The organism is uncultured Treponema sp. (assembly GCF_946187725.1).
In the GTDB taxonomy this organism is placed as follows: Bacteria; Spirochaetota; Spirochaetia; order Treponematales; family Treponemataceae; genus Treponema_D.
Genome location: NZ_CAMHSK010000002.1, coordinates 135,874 through 154,226, shown reverse-complemented (window position 1 = coordinate 154,226; position 18,353 = coordinate 135,874). Strand labels below are relative to the sequence as shown.

12 protein-coding genes are annotated in these 18,353 nt (G+C 42.4%); 7 read left to right on the top strand and 5 right to left on the bottom strand.

From position 1 onward, the window contains the following. Positions 1-63 precede the first annotated feature (63 nt). Both Q0Q74_RS01640 and Q0Q74_RS01635 read left to right on the top strand, forming a co-directional pair. Positions 64-693 carry an iron transporter gene (locus Q0Q74_RS01640; protein WP_294427869.1) on the top strand — a complete coding sequence of 210 codons (630 nt, stop codon included), beginning with the start codon at positions 64-66 and terminating at the stop codon, positions 691-693. Between the two features lie 93 nt (positions 694-786). Next, positions 787-2,229: a GGDEF domain-containing protein gene (locus Q0Q74_RS01635; protein ID WP_294427867.1), complete on the top strand. Its 1,443-nt coding sequence runs from the start codon at positions 787-789 to the stop codon at positions 2,227-2,229. 22 nt (positions 2,230-2,251) lie between these two features. Here Q0Q74_RS01635 and Q0Q74_RS01630 read toward each other — a convergent pair whose 3' ends face one another. Next, on the bottom strand, positions 2,252-2,938 hold the full coding sequence (locus tag Q0Q74_RS01630; protein ID WP_294427865.1) for a DUF4405 domain-containing protein: 687 nt from the start codon (positions 2,936-2,938) through the stop codon (positions 2,252-2,254). Positions 2,939-3,108: 170 nt separating this feature from the next. Between Q0Q74_RS01630 and Q0Q74_RS01625 the strand changes: the two genes are divergently transcribed. The 4 genes from Q0Q74_RS01625 to Q0Q74_RS01610 all read left to right on the top strand — a co-directional run bounded on the left by Q0Q74_RS01625 (position 3,109) and on the right by Q0Q74_RS01610 (position 9,198). Continuing rightward, positions 3,109-5,127, top strand: a complete 2,019-nt coding sequence (locus Q0Q74_RS01625) for a TIM-barrel domain-containing protein (protein WP_294427863.1) — start codon at positions 3,109-3,111, stop codon at positions 5,125-5,127. Between the two features lie 215 nt (positions 5,128-5,342). Next, the gene (locus Q0Q74_RS01620; RefSeq protein ID WP_294427861.1) at positions 5,343-6,038 is read left to right on the top strand and encodes a metallophosphoesterase family protein; all 696 of its coding nucleotides are present in this window, start codon (positions 5,343-5,345) and stop codon (positions 6,036-6,038) included. Positions 6,039-6,049: 11 nt separating this feature from the next. After that, positions 6,050-7,003, top strand: a complete 954-nt coding sequence (locus tag Q0Q74_RS01615; protein WP_294427859.1) for an MBL fold metallo-hydrolase — start codon at positions 6,050-6,052, stop codon at positions 7,001-7,003. Between the two features lie 161 nt (positions 7,004-7,164). Next, positions 7,165-9,198, top strand: coding sequence for a SpoIIE family protein phosphatase (locus Q0Q74_RS01610; protein WP_294427857.1), 2,034 nt, complete (start codon positions 7,165-7,167; stop codon positions 9,196-9,198). Positions 9,199-9,210: 12 nt separating this feature from the next. Here the strand turns inward: Q0Q74_RS01610 and Q0Q74_RS01605 are convergent, their stop codons facing one another. The 3 genes from Q0Q74_RS01605 to Q0Q74_RS01595 form a co-directional block, all read right to left on the bottom strand. Next, a complete protein-coding gene (locus Q0Q74_RS01605; protein ID WP_294427855.1) occupies positions 9,211-10,038 on the bottom strand; it encodes a Cof-type HAD-IIB family hydrolase in 828 nt (275 codons plus the stop codon). 7 nt (positions 10,039-10,045) lie between these two features. Next, complete coding sequence (locus Q0Q74_RS01600) at positions 10,046-11,419, bottom strand: sodium-dependent transporter (protein ID WP_294427853.1); 1,374 nt, start codon at positions 11,417-11,419, stop codon at positions 10,046-10,048. A gap of 64 nt (positions 11,420-11,483) precedes the next feature. After that, positions 11,484-14,534 (bottom strand): adenylate/guanylate cyclase domain-containing protein, encoded by a 3,051-nt coding sequence (locus Q0Q74_RS01595; protein WP_294427851.1) that lies wholly within the window; start codon positions 14,532-14,534, stop codon positions 11,484-11,486. Between the two features lie 192 nt (positions 14,535-14,726). On the opposite strand from Q0Q74_RS01595, the gene Q0Q74_RS01590 reads away from it, so the two are divergent. Continuing rightward, the gene (locus Q0Q74_RS01590) at positions 14,727-17,138 is read left to right on the top strand and encodes a N,N'-diacetylchitobiose phosphorylase (RefSeq protein WP_294427849.1); all 2,412 of its coding nucleotides are present in this window, start codon (positions 14,727-14,729) and stop codon (positions 17,136-17,138) included. A 6-nt stretch (positions 17,139-17,144) separates the two neighbouring features. On the opposite strand, the gene Q0Q74_RS01585 is transcribed toward Q0Q74_RS01590, so the two are convergent. Next, positions 17,145-18,164, bottom strand: a complete 1,020-nt coding sequence (locus Q0Q74_RS01585) for a LacI family DNA-binding transcriptional regulator (protein ID WP_294427848.1) — start codon at positions 18,162-18,164, stop codon at positions 17,145-17,147. Positions 18,165-18,353: the final 189 nt, after the last annotated feature.

Here is an 18,353-nt window from a genome sequence, read left to right as displayed (position 1 = left end):
TTTGATTAAAAAGTGCAAGTTTTTGTATAATAGACCTCTAATGTTATGATTTGGGTGGTAAAAATGAAAAAGACAGCGTTTTTGGTTTTTGTGGCGGCATTTCTTTCTGTTATGGCTTGCAAAGAAAAGAAAATAGAAGAAACTTCTTCTCAACAGGAAAATGAGGAAGTCGTTGAGGATGGTGTTGAAGCCGAGGAAGGCGATTTTATTGAAAACAGCATCGGCGAAGAGCAGCAGGTTGCCTTCCTCTCGGTAAGTGCGTTTTACTTCCACGCGGTTGACATGAAATCGGGCGAGGGAAACACTCAGAAAGGCTCGGACTTCACCATGCACATTGAGGCTGACATCATTGCCCTTGAAAATGATTTAGGCTATATCGTTGATCAGTTCGTGCCATTTCTTACCATTGGCTATGAAATTCTTGAACAGTCGTCTGGTTCAGTGCTTTCAAAAGGAAGGCTTATGCCGATGAACGCTTCTGACGGACCGCATTACGGGGCGAACATAAATCTTTCTAAAGCCGGCACATACACTCTGCGTCTCATAATCCACAGCCCTGCAGAAAACAACTACTTCATCCATACGGACAAAGATACAATGCCAGGTGCCGTTTTGCAGAAATACTGGCCTGAAGACAAGCCGCTCAAAGTTGAATTCACAGACTGGGTATTCGACGGTAAAAAAGTTCAGTAAGCAATAAAAATCCGGATAAATCATTTAAATTTGCTTTTTTAGGTTTCTGTGTTAAAATTAAAAGGTAGAGTAAAAGATTTATACGGAGTGCGTATGAGTAATGAAAAAACCCGGTTCGCAAAGATTAGAAAACCGCTTGGTAAAAGCATTACTGTTGGCTGTGTAATTTTTATCTTATTCTTGTGCTTGTTTCTTGGTATTGCTACACATATCGCTTTCAAAAATTCACTATATCAGCGTTATCGTTCTTACATAACGGACATCCTTCACTATGTTGACAGGCATATCGATGATGAGGACCTCATCGAATGTATAAAAACCTGCAAGCGCAGTGAAAAGTTTGACGAACTTGAGCGTTTTATGGACGGCATCAAGGAAGATTTCGACATTCACTATCTTTATATATTAAAGCCTCTTGCAGTGCGTGAAACCCAGAATGTCATGAGCGTGCTTTCTGCTGAAAATTACTATGACCGCTATGTAGACACTGACGGAAACCTCTATTTGGGCTGGATTTCTGATGATGAATTCGATATCGAGACCGTAAAGTATTATTTCAAAATCATGGAGTCGTGGGAAATAACTTTCTTTGAAGAAAAGACCGAATGGGGTACCGATTACACTGGTGCGCTTACTCTCTTCGATTCTGGTAAAATGCCTTATGCGCTTCTGGCAGTTGATGTCGATGTTACCGACATTGCTAAAATCATCCGAACCCGTATGATTGAATTTTCTGTTTTGATTTTTCTGGTCGGTGCTTTTTTCACATTTGTATTCCTTTTCTGGGCACAAAAAAACATCACTGCTCCAATCCGTCTTCTTGAAAAAGCGGTTGTTGCCTTTGCCAGAACAAGTCACGGTCAGAGGAGCATTGATGCGCTCAAATTTTCTGCGCCAGACATAAAAACAGGCAATGAAGTTGAAAGTTTGGCTTCAGCAGTCACATTAATGACTGAAGATATGCGTGATTATGTCACCGGAATCATAAATGCAGAGCGAAAAGCTGATGAAATGCAGTTGCAGGCAAAACAGATGACGGAACTTGCCAACAAGGATGCGCTCACAGGAATCCGCAACAAAGCTGCCTACGACAAAGAAGTCAAAAAGATGGAATATAATTTGAGCATCGGTCGGCAAAATGCTTTCGGAATCGGCATGATTGACCTGAACTTCCTTAAAAAGATAAATGACACTTACGGTCACGAGCATGGCAATATGGCAATCAAAAAGCTGTGCTATATCGTATGTACGATTTTTGAACATTCTCCTGTATTCAGAATTGGTGGCGATGAATTTGTCATTATTCTTCGCGGGCATGATTATCTGCATTATGATGAGCTTCAGGGCGAATTCAACAAAAGGCTGAAGGAAATCTCCGATGATGAAAATCTTGAGCCTTGGGAAAAGGTTTCTGCTGCAATCGGTGCTGCTTTCTATGATAAGGAAATTGACGCGAATGTAGCGAATGTGTTCCGCCGTGCTGACCAGAAGATGTATGAATGTAAAAAGGCAATGAAGGCTATGCGCGAGGAATAGCGGTTAAATCGAATGCCTGGTTTTAATCTGTTTTTTTCTGCCATTTTAAGGCTTTTGCGGTAAAGTGGGCAAGTGTTGCAAACAGGACGATAATTGCCACATAATCAACAAAGAACAGAATCAGGCCTTTTTCAATGTTCATAAAGAAAAAATGCTGTTTTAAAATAAGATACTTCCAGATTCCTCTCGAAATAAAGGCATAAGTTCCATAAATACAGACGATGGCGAGTATGACTTTTGAAGGTGAAAACTTCTTTTGATTTTCGATACGCACATTTCGTTTTGAAAGGATTCGGTTTGCAATCAGGTTTATGTGCAGCCCAATATGAAGCGACATAAAAAGCAAATACCAGTGGGAACTCATAAGGTGAGAAAGTCGCGCAAATCCAATGCCGAAATTGATTCCAAGAAAGGCAAAAACATGGTGTGACAGCATGATGCCGCTTATCACAAGAAAAATTACGCAAATCAGGATGCCGCAGTTGATGATACTCTGCATGATTCGATAAGAATTGTATTTTCCTTTGAATAACGATGCATACCAGAGACGATTCAAAAAGATGTGGATTGCCCATATAGGAAAAAGAAGCGTGCCAAGGATTTCATGGACGGATGTCGCCTGGAATATGAAATTCCCGCCCATTAAAACTATTGAAAGAATTGTCATGCTGCAGTCCACGCTCATTCTGAAAACTTGCTGCCTTGTCATTACTTGCTCCTGACATTTCTATTATAGCATAGAAATGATTTTTTTTTGGAACTTTTTTTGAAATTTTTTACTTTTGAGAATGTGATGTTTTTGAAATAAAGTGAAAAATATTATAATAATTACAGAAATTAGCACTTGTTTTATCGAAATTTAGTGAATATAATCATATTATGATTGAGAAATACAAATTCGGGCAGCCAGTGATTCAGACTCACGCTGTCGTAAACGATGTGGCTTTGTGCCAGAATCCTATTGATTTCGGGTCGGTCAAAAGCGAATGGCCTTTTGTTTTGGAATACACCATGGATAAAAATGACATGGTTTTTGGTCTCGGCGAGAATGTCCGTGGAATCAATAAAAGAGGCTTCAAGTATGTAAGCTGGTGTTCTGACAAACCGTGCGGAAATGAATCTGATTCTTCTCTTTATGGCGCGCACAATTTCATCATCGTGTCAGGAAAAAAGACTGTCGGTTTGTATTTTGACACGCCTGCAAAAATCACTTTCGACATCGGCTGGACGGACTATGACACTCTTTCAGTTTCAAGTGATGTTGACGGGGTTTTCGTTTATGTAATCACTTCTAATGAATCAAGCAAAAAAAATGCTCTCAGGGACATTGTTCGCCAGTTCCGCTTTATGATTGGTCAGAGCTATATTCCGCCTTTGTGGGCGTTTGGATATCAGCAGAGCCGATGGGGGTACAGAACAGAAAGTGATGTCCGCGAAGTAGTTAAAAAGCACAAGGAACTTGGACTTCCTTTGGACAGTGTATGTCTTGATATTGACTATATGGAACAGTTCATGGACTTCACTGTTGATAAAGCAAAATTCTCTGATTTCGCAGCACTTAATAAAGAGCTTTTTGAGCAGGGAATTCACCTTGTTCCAATTATCGATGCCGGTGTTAAAGAAAAAGAAGGCTATTCAATCTATGAAGAGGGCGTAAGGGGCGGTCATTTCTGCAAAAAGGCCGATGGCTCTATCTTCAAGGCTGGTGTATGGCCTGGAAAGAGTGCCTTCACTGATTTCTTCAAAAAAGATTCCCGTGCATGGTTCGGAAGCAAATATAAGGCGCTTACGGACTGCGGAGTTGAAGGTTTCTGGAACGATATGAATGAGCCTGCTCTTTTTTATACAGATGAAGGCTTGCAGAAAGTTTTCGATAAATTTGAATCATTCAAAGGTAAAAATCTCGACATTGACACTTTCTTTGAATTCACGCCGATTTCAGGCTCTACAAACAATCAGATGGATGATTACAAGAGCTTCTATCATCAGGTAAAAAATCTCGATGGAAATGAAGTTTCTGTCAGTCATGACCGTCTGCATAACATGTATGGAGCGCTCATGACTCGTGCTGCCCGTGAAGGCCTTGATTCTCTCAAAAAGAACAAGCGCACGCTTTTGTATTCAAGGGCTTCCTGCATTGGCGCACACCGTGACGGCGGAATCTGGATGGGCGATAACTGCTCATGGTGGAATAACATTGAGCTAGAGCTCAGAATGCTTCCGTCTTTGAATATGTGCGGATTCTTGTATACAGGTGCTGATATTGGCGGTTTTGGTGATTCAAGTTCTCGTGACCTTGTTTTGCGCTGGCTTGCACTTGGTGCCTTTACTCCGCTCATGCGAAATCACTCTGCATGGAATACCCGAAATCAGGAGTGTTATGCGTTCGGCGAGTGTTCTGATTTTAAGAGCGTGCTTTCTTTGCGTTATGCTCTTCTTCCATATTTGTACAGTGAATTCGTAAAGGCAAGCGTTCTTAATGACATGATGTTCCGTCCGCTTTCATTTGATTATCCTGAAGATTCTGCGGCTTGTGATATTGAAGACGAACTCCTGCTTGGAAACGAAGTCTTGATTGCACCGGTTTATCGCCAGAATGCAAAGGGCCGTCTTGTTTATCTTCCTGAAGATATGACTCAGGTTACATGGAAAGACTGCAAGGCAGAGCAGAAACCTGTTTCAAAAGGAACTCATTATATCGATGTTCCTGAAGATACAGTCGTGTTCTTCATTAAAAAAGGCAAGTCAATTCCTTTCTGTTCAAAAATCGCCATGTCTTCAAGCGAGCTTGATTATGACAGCCTTGTAAAACTCGGTGATGATGTTCCGTATCTTCTTTACCGCGATGACGGATATACAACAGACATCGATTTAAAAAAGAATACGATCGAATTCTAAGAAAAACTGAATATTCATTCTGAATTTGGGGATGACCAATAAGTTCGTTGCATACGGTCATTGAGCCTGTCGAAATGACCATTTGCGCTATATGAGGTGGTTTCGACAAGCTCAACCACCGCTTTTCATACTTTTGGGGCATCCCAGTTTTATGCGTTCAGTAGTTTTTTAGCTCGATTTATGCTATAATGCTCCTTATTCGTAAGGAGTAATTTATGAAATTTTTAGTTCTATCCGACATTCACGGAGATTTGGATAATCTCGATAAACTTGATTCTTGTTTTAAAGAGGCTGATGCTGTTCTTTTCGGCGGTGATTTCGCAAAATTTGAGCATGAAGAAACAGGCAAGCCTGTACTTGAAAAACTTCTCAAAAAGCACGAGTCTATTTTTTCTGTAATCGGAAACTGCGATAATCCTGATTTCCTCTCTGAAATTGAAGATGCTGATGTTAGTGTCCAAGGCTCACTCGCTTTCTTTGACGGAATTGCAATCTGCGGCTCTGGTGGCGGCACAAAATTTACAGGAACAACTCCTTTTGAGCGTGATGAAGATGAAATCCTTTCTGATTACAATGTAGTCGAAAATTCAAGTGAAGAATGTGCTGATGAGAACGGAAAATGGTCAAATCTGATTTTGATTATGCATAATCCTCCAAAAGATACTGCTTGTGACGCTCTTCCGAACGGTATTCATGTCGGAAGTGAAAAACTTCGTTCTTATATCGAAAAACGCTCTCCATTCCTTGTTGTGACAGGTCATATTCACGAAAGTGCGGGCATTGAAAAAATCGGTGACTGCACGGCAATCAATCCTGGCTCTCTTGCAGAAGGCAAATATGGCTGGGTCGAAGCCGAAAAGGATTCTGACGGAAAATGGTCTGTCACAAAAGCTGAACTTAAACAGCTCTAAGCGTATTGCCGATGTCCGTAACGAATGATCAGCTTGTACGCCTGAGTACTCATATTTTTTACCTCAAAATGCCCACTAACACGGGGCTTATCACGATTCCTCAGCAAGACGGAAAATTTGACATCTATCTTGTAGATTCAGGCAATGATGAAACGAATGGTGCAAGGCTTCTTGATTTCATAAAGGAACGCTTTCCCGGCTCAAATCTCCGTGCGATTCTGAATACTCATTCGCACGCTGACCATTGCGGCGGAAATTCGTATCTTGTGCGTGAAACTGGCTGCGAGGTATGGACTTCAAAAGGTGAAGCGTATCTTATGGAATTTCCTGAGATTGAGACTCAGCTTGTTTGGGGCGGTACTCCGATTCATGATTTGCGCTCTAAATATCTGCTTGCACTTCCTTGTCGCGTTACCCGTGTTCTTGAAGGTGAGTGTGAAATTTTTGTTCCGTGTGCTGATTCAAGCGAAAATATCTCTATAAAAGTCATTTCGCTTCCGGGGCATTATGTTGATCAGGTCGGATTTTTGATAGGCGATACTGATGGAAAAAAAGTAATGTTTGCCGGTGATGTCCTTTCTGGGCGAAATTCAATCGGAAAACACTGGATTCAGTATCTTCTTGATGAGACAAAAACAAAGGAATCTCTGCGAAAAATTTCAACTTTTGATGCTGATTTTTTTATTCCCGGTCATGGAGACATTGTTACGGATGTCGAAGGAATTTCCGAGCTGAATATGCTTGCAATTCTTGAAACTGAAGACATGATTCTCGACGAACTGAAATCGCCAAAAACAATGGAAGAACTCTTGAAGGCGGTCGCGGACAGAAGCGGTATTACGCTTAAAACAAGTCAGTTCTGCCTTATCGGAAGCACGATTCGTTCATATCTTTCAGGGCTTTACGAAGAAGGAAAAATCAAATATTTCATTGAAAATAACCGCATGTTGTGGCAAAAACAGTAAAGGTAAGAATTTGACGCAATAATCTCTTAATCGTTCGAAAAAAATCAAAAAAAGTTTCAAAATTGTTTGCCTTTTTTTTGCGATTACTGTACAATTTCTGATAGTGGTACTATCAGAAATTGACCTGAAATTCTGGTAATCAGTTTAAAAAGAGGATTGATATGAAAAAGAAGTTTTTTTCCGTGTTGGCATTTTTGGCTTTTGCTTTGTTTCTTTTTTCTGCTTGTTCATCTGTCGGTTCTGAACGAATCAGGCTCGATACGGGATGGACTTATTCTTTGTATGATCCTGAATTCGATAACAGTGGTTTTAAAGAACTTGATGATGAAATGCTCAGCCAGCTTGAACGGCTCCTTCCTGAATCTCAGGGCTATATCTGGCTCAAAAAAACATTCGAGCTTCCGCAGTCTCTCAAAGGAAAACTTCTTGGCTGTTATCTCGGTCGAATTACGATTGCCGATGAAACTTTCTTGAACGGAACGATGATTGGTGGAGAAGGTCTCTTTCCTCCGCATGAATTCAGTGCATGGAACCGAAGTCGTCTTTATTCGATTCCTGAAAAACTTATTTCGGACGGAGAAAACACTCTTCTTGTAAAAATATGGGTGGACGGTGAAGGCTCAATCGTTTCAAATCCATTTATCGGTGAAATCAACGATGCGACTATGGCTTCAAAAAGGGTCGCTTTCTGGGCTAGCCGAATTCAGCTGGTATTCGCTTTCTTCATGCTGGGAATCGGTATCTATCATCTCATTCTCTACGCAAAATCAAGAACTGAAAAAGACAATTTCGCATTCGGTCTTATAAATGTGATTTCGTCAATTTATCTCTTTGTTTTCTATAATGTAGAGATTCCGAGCTTTACCGGTGAGAACATTTCCTTCCTGTGGTTCCAGAAGATTTTTTCAAGCGGACTGCCGTATCTTTTGCCTTTCCTCGTCACAATGTATATCAACAGCTTCCTGAAACGAAACGACAGAAAACCGATTTTCATTGCGCGCGTTGTTTTTGCAGTTGTGCCGGTCTTTATCGTTTTGTGCTGTCCTTCATATCGTGTTCTCAGGCAGATGCAGCCACTTTTGCAGGCGATGCTTATTCCGCCGATGCTCTACATAATCATAATTCTTGTTGGAAAAGTCGTTCAAAAACAGCGGGATTCGCTTACTCTTTTGATTGGATTTTCTCCGCTTGTTCTTGCTGTTGTGCTTGACTTTTTGATTCACTCTGTGCTAAATCTTTATGATTTTCCGTATATTTCTTCAATCGGATGGCAGCTTGTAATCCTGACCCTTTTGTTCATAATGGCGAACCGTTTTGCAAATTCAAAGCTTGAAGTCGAGTATCTTAATAAAAACCTCGAAAAAGAAGTCGCTGACCGTACAAAAGAACTTTCTGAATCGAACGAGCAGCTTTCGCTCACGAATGAAGAGCTCTTTACCGCAAAAAGACGAGCTGACCGTGACATGCAGCTTGCGGTTTATGTACAGCGAAGTTTTTATCAGAGTTCTCTTCCTGAATTTGAGGATTGGGATATTGCATGGCATTTTACACCGATGGCGGGGGTTTCCGGGGATTTGTACGATTTCTTTGTTCACAAGAATGTTTTGAACGGAGTCGGTTTGTTTGATGTTTCCGGTCATGGAATCGCATCTGGTCTTGTAACGATGCTTGCAAAAACCGTAATTGACCGCAAATTCCATGACGGCCTGAATGAACCTCTTGCAAATGTTATGAGTGAAATCAACAAGCAGATTGGTGAAGAGAAGGGCGATATCGAAAACTATCTGACAGGTGTTATGCTTCGCCTCAAAGGCAATAAAGTTGAATATTTGAGCGCTGGTCATCCAAAGGCATTCTTCCGTTCTGGAAGCAGCGGAAAAACCGTTCCAATCGAAGTTGATGGAAAGAGCGGAAGTGGCGGCCTGATTGGAATTCCTATGCTTGAGCCTGAATATTCGGCAATCGGCTTTTCTGTCAAAAGTGGAGACAGTATTTTGCTTTACACAGACTGCCTTTCTGAGTCAAGGAATAAGAACGGAGAAGAATACGGTTACGAGGGAATTACTAAAGCCTTCGCAAAAGCCGATGGAAACGCACATCAAAAACTTGATTCCTTGCTTGAAGACTTTAAGGCCTTTACGGATGGCGTTCCTGCAAACGACGACCTTACAGTCATCGTCCTGCAGAAAAAATAAAGTCAAAACTGCTTAAAGAACATGTTTCCTTAAAAAATCGCCGACACCGTCATGATTGTTGTCAAAATCAGTCACGAAATCGGCGATTTTTTTGATTTCATCAAGGCCGTTGCAGAGCGCGACTCCATAGCCCGCCATTCTGATAAGGCTTTCATCGTTCATGCTGTCACCAAAGCCCATGCACCGTTCTAGCCCAAAACCGAGCTGTTTTGAAAGCCATTCAACGGCTTCGCCTTTGCCGCAGTTTGGCGGAAGAATTTCGAGGAAGTACGGCTTACTTGTAAAGATTACAGCCCGTTCTCCGAATTCGGCTTTTAAGGCTTTCTGCAATTCCTGAAGTTCAGCCGGGTCGCCTGGGACGAGCATTTTTGTGAATCCCTGTTTCAGAAAATCTTCGTAATCGTTTACAACTTCGCCTTTTAATCCGCACATTTCGACATCAAGCCGTGTCCATTTTGTTTCTTCGCGATAATAGATTGTGTCTGGTGTGTAGACTTCGCTCCTGAGACCGCGTTCTTCAGCAATCTGGTTTGTTCTGAGCAGAATTTCGCTTTCAACTTTGCGGCAAAAAATCTGTTGCCGTTTATGCATGTCGAAAATTGAGCATCCGTTAATTGCAATTATGAATTTTCCGGCTTCCATGCCCGCAATTTCAAGTCGGCGAACAAAAGGAAGGATTGCATTTTCGGCACGGCCTGAGCAGAGGACGATGTAAATCCCTTTTTGTGCACATTCCCGAAGTGCGGCGACATTTCCGTCTGAAATCTGCCGCTCATCGTTTAAGAGGGTATCGTCCAAATCGAGTGCAATCAGCTTAACATCAAGTTTTTCTGAAGTCATGTGTGTCCTATTTTAGTATGAATTTCTGAATATATCCGACAGCCCAAATCACAATTACGATTAAAGGAAGGATCCATTTAACATACGGACGGAAGATTTTTGGGAATTTCAAGCCGCTTCCAGTGTCTGCTTCTTCGATGAAGTTTTTGAATCCCCAGCCGTAGCGTGAGGTACAGAAAACAAGGTAAACGAGTGAGCCAAGCGGAAGAAGATTGTTTGATACGAAGAAATCTTCGAGGTCCTGAATGTTTCCGATTCCAGGAATCTGAAAGCCGCTCCAGAGATTGAAGCCAAGTGCACATGGAATCGAAAGAATGAAAATCAGTATCATGTTGACGATGACAGACTTTTTGCGGCTCCATCCGAGCATGTCCATTGCAAATGCGATTATGTTTTCAAAGACGGCAATAACTGTTGAAAGTGCCGCAAATGACATGAATACGAAGAAAAGCGTGCCCCAAAGCCTTCCCCAGAACATTGAATTGAAAATGTTCGGAAGGGTAATGAAGATGAGGCCCGGTCCCTGCCCAGGATTTACGCCAAAAGCAAAACAAGCCGGAAAAATGATGAATCCTGCCATGAGGGCAACAAAAGTGTCCAGAGCGATTATGTTGATTGCTTCACCAGTGAGTGATTTTTCTTTTCCGATATAGCTTCCAAAAATTGCCAGTGCTCCGATTCCGAGTGACAGAGTGAAAAATGCCTGCCCCATGGCTGCAAAAATTACTTCGCCGAGACCGTTTTCCGTCATTTTTGAAAAATCTGGTTTAAGATAGAAAGCAAGGCCCTTTTCGGCACCGGGAAGTGTTAGCGAGCGGAACACAAGCACGAGCATGAGGACAAGAAGGCTTGTCATGATGATTGTTGAGGCTTTTTCTACGCCATTTTTTAGACCGCCAAGACAGATTAGAAAACCGATTATGACAGCCGCTGCCATCCATGCAAGCTGTTCCACCGGATTTGAAAGCATGTTCGTGAAGACTGTGCCGATTTCATCTGCGCTTAAAGCCGAAAATGTGCCTGACGCACTTTTGAAAATGTACGAGAACATCCAGCCTGCAACCGTGGTATAAAACATCATGAGGATGTAGTTGCCTGCAGCTGCAAAATAACCGAATATATGCCACTTGCTGCCTTGTGGTTCCAGTGCGTGAAACGAACGGACAGCGCTCTTACCGCTTGCCCGCCCAACGGCAAATTCCATGACCATGATTGGGGAACCCAGCAAAACAAGAAATATTAAGTAAAAGAGGACGAATGCTGCCCCGCCGTACTGACCTGTGATGAAAGGAAATCTCCAGACATTGCCGAGACCGATTGCACAACCGGCTGAAGTCATAATGAATCCTAAGCGTGATTTGAAATTTTCTCTGTTTTCCATGAGAAAAGATTATATCACAGAATCATTTTTTATTATACAGCGGGTGAAACTCATCTAATCGTTATTATAAGAAATAAGTCTTCATCTCGCCCTTGCCTTTGACTTCGACTTCAACGCCTTCACTGTAGGTGAATGTGTCTTTAGTCTGAGCATAGGTTGATTCGGTGACATGGATTTTCATCGGTTCGCCTGTGCTTTCCATTCGGCTTGCGACATTTACCGTGTCTCCCCAGATATCGTAGATGAACTTTGATTTTCCGATTACGCCGGCAACAAGATTTCCGCTGTTGATTCCGAGACGAATCTGGATTTTTACAGGGGATGATTCGTTGAAAGCCTTGACATCTTCAAGAAGGCCCCGTGCGTATTTTATCATTTTCTTTGCGCCGTCATTGTTTTTTTCTTCCGTAAGGCCTGTTGCTGCCATGTAAGCGTCACCGATGGTCTTGATTTTTTCGATTCCTTCACGCTTTGCCCGCTCATCGAATTTTGAAATCATCTTGTTGAGCATGGTGACTACTGCTTCTGCACTCATTCCATCGCTCATTTTTGTGAAGCCTACGATGTCCGTGAAAAGAACCGTGACATTCGGGAATTTTTTAGCGATTGTCTGATTCGGGTGCTCCGTAAGCTCTTTTGCAACTTCTGCCGGAAGAATGTTTAGAAGAAGGCTCTCTGATTTTTCTTTTTCGAGCTTGAGGTCATGAGTCCGCTCTTCAACTTTCTGTTCCAGTTCAATCTGATAACGGCGCATTTTTCGGATTTTATGACGGACGCTTAATCCGGCAACTCCGATTATGAAGAGTGCGATTAAAACCCAGAACCAGGTTAGCTGCCAGATGTAAGGTTTTTTGATGATTGTGATTGGCATGCTCGGTTCACTTGTGATATCATCGCTGTTCTGAGAAATTACTGTGAACTCGTAGGTTCCCGGACGAAGGTTTGTGTATGAGACCGTTCTGTTCTGAGACCATTCAGAGTATTCTTGTTCAAAGTCTGCGAGCCGGTAGCAGAAACGCATCTGATCAGAAGAAATGAAGCTTAGACCAGTGAATTTGATGCTGAGTCGTTTTGCTGACGGTTCAAGAACAATTGTTTCGCCGTGGTAGTCTTTTCGAACGCTGTCTATAGAATATTCCTGAATTTCGATTTGAGGTGCTTTCTGATTTTTGCCGGATTTTACCGGATTGTAGATTGCAAATCCGTCGATAAGAGTGAACCAAATTCGGCCGAGAGAATCTTTGGTTGATACTGAAGTTGATGTGACTCCGCCTGTTACAAGACCGTCCGAATTTCCGTAATATTTTGCGGTGACTTTGCTTTTTTTGCCGCTGATTACATCTTCAAAGTTTGAAAGGTTAGTTGAAAGGATACCCTTATTGCTTGTCATCCAGACTGTCTGCGTATAATCGCATAGCATCTGGAAAACGCCGTCCGTGCCTAGGCCGTTTGATGAGCTGAAATTGTAGAATGAATCATTTTCTTCTATAAATTTAGAAATTCCTGTTCCTGTTGTAATCCATATTCCGCTGTTTTCAATCTCTGAAATCTTGAAGATGATGTTGCCCGCAAGCCCTTGCTGTGAAGTGTAGTGCTTTGCAAGGCTCATGTCCTGAATGAGGTAGACACCGCCGCCGTCAGTTCCGACCCAGATTTGGCCTTTTTTGTCTTCAAAGAGGCACATGATGAATTCATTTTCAAGTCCGTTTTCACGCGTGATTGAGGTAAATGAAGTTCCGCCATTGCTGATTATGCTCAAGCCCTGTGTGGTTCCGATGTAATAGTCGCCTTTGCTTGATTTGATTGCGACCCTGGCCTTGCCGCCGACAAGCCCGTTTTCTGTAGTCCAGACATTGATTTCATTGTTTGGAAGAACTCTGATTTGAGTGAAGTTTGCGTATGCTGAGATTAAAAGCTCATTGTCGGCCGTCATTCCGACATGGCGGATTCGTGAACCCTTGCACAGTTCTGTGATTTCATTTTCTACGAAAGAATTGTCCTTGAAGCAGTAAAGGCCGTCATCTGCACCAAGCCAGGTCACTGACCGAATATTGTCCTCACAGATGGCGTTTACAGCAGTTGGCATTGTGATAGTCCGGAATTTTCCGTGGCTGAGCTTTTCGATTCCGCCTCGGTTGTATGCAATCCAGATGTTGCCTTCCCTGTCCTCAAAGATGCTGTTGATGTAATCGTCTGGGATGCCGTTCCTTTTGTCGTAGTAGGTGTAAAGTCCGTTGTGGATTACGGTAGCCCCTGAATCAGATGCGAACCAGTAATCACCTGCTGAATCCTGAAGAATTGAATTTACGACTGTTCCTTCAAGATGGTCATGCCCGATGTCAAAGACTGTTTCTTCTGTATCCTTGATTCTTACCGCGTAGTGAGGGGCAACTCCGAACCAAAACGCACCGCTTTTATCCTGACTGACTTCGTTTACGGAAGGATCTTTGATTTTTGTGATTCCTTTGAACTGTTCCAGCTTGCGGTTTGAATAGACGAAAAGTTCGTTCGGAATAGCCGTGGTAATCCAAATTCTTCCGGCGGTATCGCAGTACATTTTTGATACCTGAATTGTGTCCTGACCGAGTTCCTTTAAGCCGTTGGGGTAGAGAATTTCTCTTGTGGGTGTGAGATAGCAGAGCCCCGAAGCCGTACCGAGCCAGATATTGTGGTCGAAGTCTTCGCAGATTGCACGGATTGAATTGTGCGGCAATCCCTGGTGCGTGGTGTATTTGATGATTCGCCCGTCCGGCATGATGCACGAAACGCCTTCATCGTTGTGTCCGACCCAAAGATTGTCGTCCGAATCCTGAAAAATCGAGCGGACTGATGAAAAATCGTATTTCGGGTCAATTGTTCGGGTAAAATTTATGAATTCAACGCCATCGAAACGAACAAGACCGTCGTAGGTTCCGATGTAGATATAGCCTTTTTGATCCTGCATGATTGCCGTTATGGTCATGCCTGGAAGACCGTCCGCCGTAGTCCATTTTCTGTGAACAAAATCGTTAAGGAAGGTCTGATCAACATTTCCGTTAGCAGCTGACTGTGAAAATCCGTTTGTTAAAAACGCCGGCAAAATGAAAAGGGAAAGTAAAAACTTTTTTATATTCATAATACGATTTTAACTCTTAATTAATAAAACATCAACTTTTTAGCGCGCGGACATTCAAAAATATCAAATAAATACTGTTTTCTACTATTTTTAACAAAAAATTGTTAGGCTTTTCACTTTTTCTGCAAGTATAATTTCCACAAGATTAAAAAAGAGGGGTCTTTAAAAGACTTGCTGCAAAAGGGGTGAAATATGAAGTACGGTTTTTTTGATGATGAGAAAAGGGAGTATGTTATTACCCGGCCTGACACACCTGCTCCATGGGCAAATTATCTCGGCTCGCCTGAGTATGGTGCATTGATTTCAAATAATGCCGGCGGTTACAGTTTTGCAAAATCTGGTGCAAACGGCCGTCTTCTGCGATATGTGTTCAATAATTTTGACCAGCCTGGCCGCTATATCTATATCCGCGACAATGAATCAAAAGATTTTTGGTCTGCTTCATGGCAGCCTGTTGGCAAGGACTTGAACAGCTATAAGAGCGAGTGCCGTCACGGAACCGCATATACAAAAATGCTTGCTGATTATGCTGGAATTCATTCTGAGGCACTTTACTATGTTCCTCTCAATCAGTCTTATGAAGTATGGAATCTTAAACTTAAAAATACTTCTGACAAAGCGCGAAAACTGACCGTTACGGGCTATGCAGAATTCACTAACAACTCAAATTACGAGCAGGATCAGGTTAACCTTCAGTACTCGCTTTTTATCGGACGCACTTACTTTGATAAAAACCGCGTGATTCAGCAGGTTCACGGAAATCTTGCAGATGTCGAAAAATCTAAGCCAGTTGATAATAAAATCGTAACTGAAAGATTCTTTGCACTGGCCGGAAATCCTGTTGCTTCATACTGTGGTGACAAAGAAGAATTCCTTGGCCTTTATCACACTTACGCAAATCCAGCTGGAATTGAAAACGGTGATTTGGGAAACAAATTGTCTTATAACGAAAACTCATGCGGTGCAATTTCTTCTATTGTAGAGCTTGCTCCTGGTGAAGAAAAATCAATCGCTTTCATCGTCGGAATGAAATACACTGAAGAGGCAGAGAAAATCATCGCCGCTTATGCAGATGTTGAAAAAACTTGTGAAAAAGAACTCGCTGACCTCAAGAAGTGGTGGCACGGCAAATTTGAGAATTTCCAGGTCAACACACCGAGCAAAGAATTCAACACGATGATTAACACATGGAACGCTTACAACTGTTTCATGACCTTCATTTGGTCTCGCGCTGCCTCATTCATCTATTGTGGTCTCCGCAACGGCTACGGTTACCGCGACACAGTTCAGGACATTCAGGGCGTAATTCATCTTGCTCCTGAGATGGCCGTTGAAAAAATCCGATTCATGCTTTCTGCGCAGGTCGATAACGGTGGCGGTCTTCCACTCGTAAAATTCACTCACAACGCAGGCCATGAGGACACTCCGGATGATGCAAGCTATGTAAAAGAAACTGGTCATCCTGCTTACCGTGCAGATGATGCGCTCTGGCTCTTCCCGACTGTTTTCAAATACATCGCAGAGACTGGAAATCTTGCTTTCATCGATGAAGTTATTCCTTTTGCAAACAAGGATTCAGGCACGGTATACGAGCACTTGAAGCGGGCAATCAATTTCTCTATGGAACGACTTGGCCCACACGGTCTTCCTGCTGGTCTTTATGCTGACTGGAACGACTGTCTTCGCCTCGGCAAAAACGGTGAATCTTCATTCGTCGCATTCCAGTACTATTATGCGATGAGCGTAATCAAGCACTTTGCTGAATATAAAAAAGATACAGATTACATTGCCTTCATTGACAGAACTCAGGCCGCTTTTAAAAAGCTTTTGAATAAACTTTGCTGGAATGAAGACCGCTTTATCCGTGGATTTACGGAAGCCGGTGAGACAATCGGCAAGAAGGGCGATCCTGAAGCAAATATGTGGCTCAATCCTCAGAGCTGGTCTGTCATTTCTGGACTTGCATCTGAAGAACAGGCAGAAAAGGCTCTCGATTCAGTAAACAAACAGCTGAACACTGAATATGGTGCGGTTCTCATGGATCCGCCGTATCACGCACATGCTTTTGAAGGTGCACTTGCTGTAATTTACAATGCCGGTGTAAAAGAAAATTCCGGAATTTTCTCTCAGAGTCAGGGATGGATTATTCTTGCTGAAAGTTTGACTGGACACGGAAACCGTGCATTCCAGTACTTCATGGAAAATGCTCCTTCTGCACAGAATGAAAAGGCTGAAATCCGAAAACTTGAGCCATACTGCTACGGTCAGTTCACGGAAGGCAAATCAAGCCCTCACTTTGGCCGAAGTCATGTTCACTGGCTCACAGGAACTGCCTCAACTGTAATGGTCGGTTGTGTCGAAGGAATTTTGGGTATGCGCCCTGATTTCGGTGGATTAAGAATCGCTCCGTCTGTGCCTTCTGACTGGAAAGAATTCTCAATCGAAAAGACTTTCCGTGGTAAAAAACTCAAAATCAAGGTAGAAAATCCGAACGGAAAAGAAAGCGGATTCACCGAATTCTATGTTAACGGCGTGAAATTCTCCGACAACTATGTCCCAGAATCAAAACTCACCGCCACAACAGAAATCCGCATGGTAATGTAAGCAAACCTACAGCACTCTTTCGAGCACAGACTGGCGTAGTTCAAGCTGTACATCACAGATGATGTGCGGCTGAGCTATTTCCTCTTTTCTGATTGCTTTGAACAAAAGCTCCACTGCCTCGGCGGCCTTGTTTTTCAGGTCCTGCGAGACAGAGGTGAGTTTTGGGGTTACAATCTGCGAAACAGAAAGGTTATCAAAACCGACTACAGACAAATCCCGCGGAACAATGCACCCGTTCCTTCTTGCACCTTCCATGATTCCGATTGCAAGTAAATCTGCCGTGGCAAAAACTGCGGTAATATCGTACTCATGATTCGCAATCGCGCCGCCAAAATAAAGCCCTGCCTCATAAGTCGTAACCGTGTGCAAAATCACTGCATCTTTTTCATCAAGCCCGAATTCTTTGAGAGCCGCAATATATCCTTGATAGCGGGCCTGAACGATTGCGCTTTTCTTGTCATAATATCCTGCAATTCCGATTTTTCTGTGTCCGAGCGTGAGAAGATGCTTTGTGGCGATAAAACCGCCCTTAAACTCGTTGATTCCGACCGTAAGGGAAGTTTCTTCGGAATCACAGCTGTCTATGAAAACAATCGGACAGTCACATTCTTGTTTTAACTGATGGATTTTCTCTGGCGAAACCGGCGAAATGAAAACTGCACCGTCAGCCTTCCATTTTTTCATGAGAGTAGCGGCATTTTCAATCGCATCGATTGTTTGAATCAGGACATAATATCCGTTCTGGCGTATGAGATTTTCAATTTCTCCAAAGAATTCTGATAAGTACGGGTCTTTGAAAACATTTTCGTGCGATACAAATGTACTTACAAAAACAACGATTGTCTGAGAGTTATTTTTTACTAGTGAGCGGGCATTCAGATTCGGCACATAATTATACTCTTTGATGAGACTTTGAATGCGTTCGAGCGTTTCCTTTGAAACTTTTTCTGTTTTTCCATTTACCACATTTGAGACGGTCATCACGCTGACACCGGCTTTCTGCGCTATTTCCTTTAAGGTTGCCATAGGTTTATTAAACCATGATACCCGCAATATGTAAAGAGATTTTTAAGACTTTCTTCTGAAATTGTTGATTGTGTTGAAGGAAAGGTCGTTTTTTTGATCATAAAATAAAAAAAAAGCGTCAAATTTTATGAAATTTCGGGGAATTTAGCTAAAATTCGGGAATTTTCAAAACTTTTTGTTGACAAATAG

Coding starts and splice junctions, on each gene's coding strand:
- Q0Q74_RS01590 (WP_294427849.1), top strand. CDS start 14,727: ATGAAGTACGGTTTTTTTGATGATGAGAAAAGGGAGTATGTTATTACC.
- Q0Q74_RS01610 (WP_294427857.1), top strand. CDS start 7,165: ATGAAAAAGAAGTTTTTTTCCGTGTTGGCATTTTTGGCTTTTGCTTTG.
- Q0Q74_RS01640 (WP_294427869.1), top strand. CDS start 64: ATGAAAAAGACAGCGTTTTTGGTTTTTGTGGCGGCATTTCTTTCTGTT.
- Q0Q74_RS01630 (WP_294427865.1), bottom strand. CDS start 2,938: ATGACAAGGCAGCAAGTTTTCAGAATGAGCGTGGACTGCAGCATGACA.
- Q0Q74_RS01600 (WP_294427853.1), bottom strand. CDS start 11,419: ATGGAAAACAGAGAAAATTTCAAATCACGCTTAGGATTCATTATGACT.
- Q0Q74_RS01585 (WP_294427848.1), bottom strand. CDS start 18,164: ATGGCAACCTTAAAGGAAATAGCGCAGAAAGCCGGTGTCAGCGTGATG.
- Q0Q74_RS01635 (WP_294427867.1), top strand. CDS start 787: ATGAGTAATGAAAAAACCCGGTTCGCAAAGATTAGAAAACCGCTTGGT.
- Q0Q74_RS01615 (WP_294427859.1), top strand. CDS start 6,050: ATGTCCGTAACGAATGATCAGCTTGTACGCCTGAGTACTCATATTTTT.
- Q0Q74_RS01595 (WP_294427851.1), bottom strand. CDS start 14,534: ATGAATATAAAAAAGTTTTTACTTTCCCTTTTCATTTTGCCGGCGTTT.
- Q0Q74_RS01620 (WP_294427861.1), top strand. CDS start 5,343: ATGAAATTTTTAGTTCTATCCGACATTCACGGAGATTTGGATAATCTC.
- Q0Q74_RS01625 (WP_294427863.1), top strand. CDS start 3,109: ATGATTGAGAAATACAAATTCGGGCAGCCAGTGATTCAGACTCACGCT.
- Q0Q74_RS01605 (WP_294427855.1), bottom strand. CDS start 10,038: ATGACTTCAGAAAAACTTGATGTTAAGCTGATTGCACTCGATTTGGAC.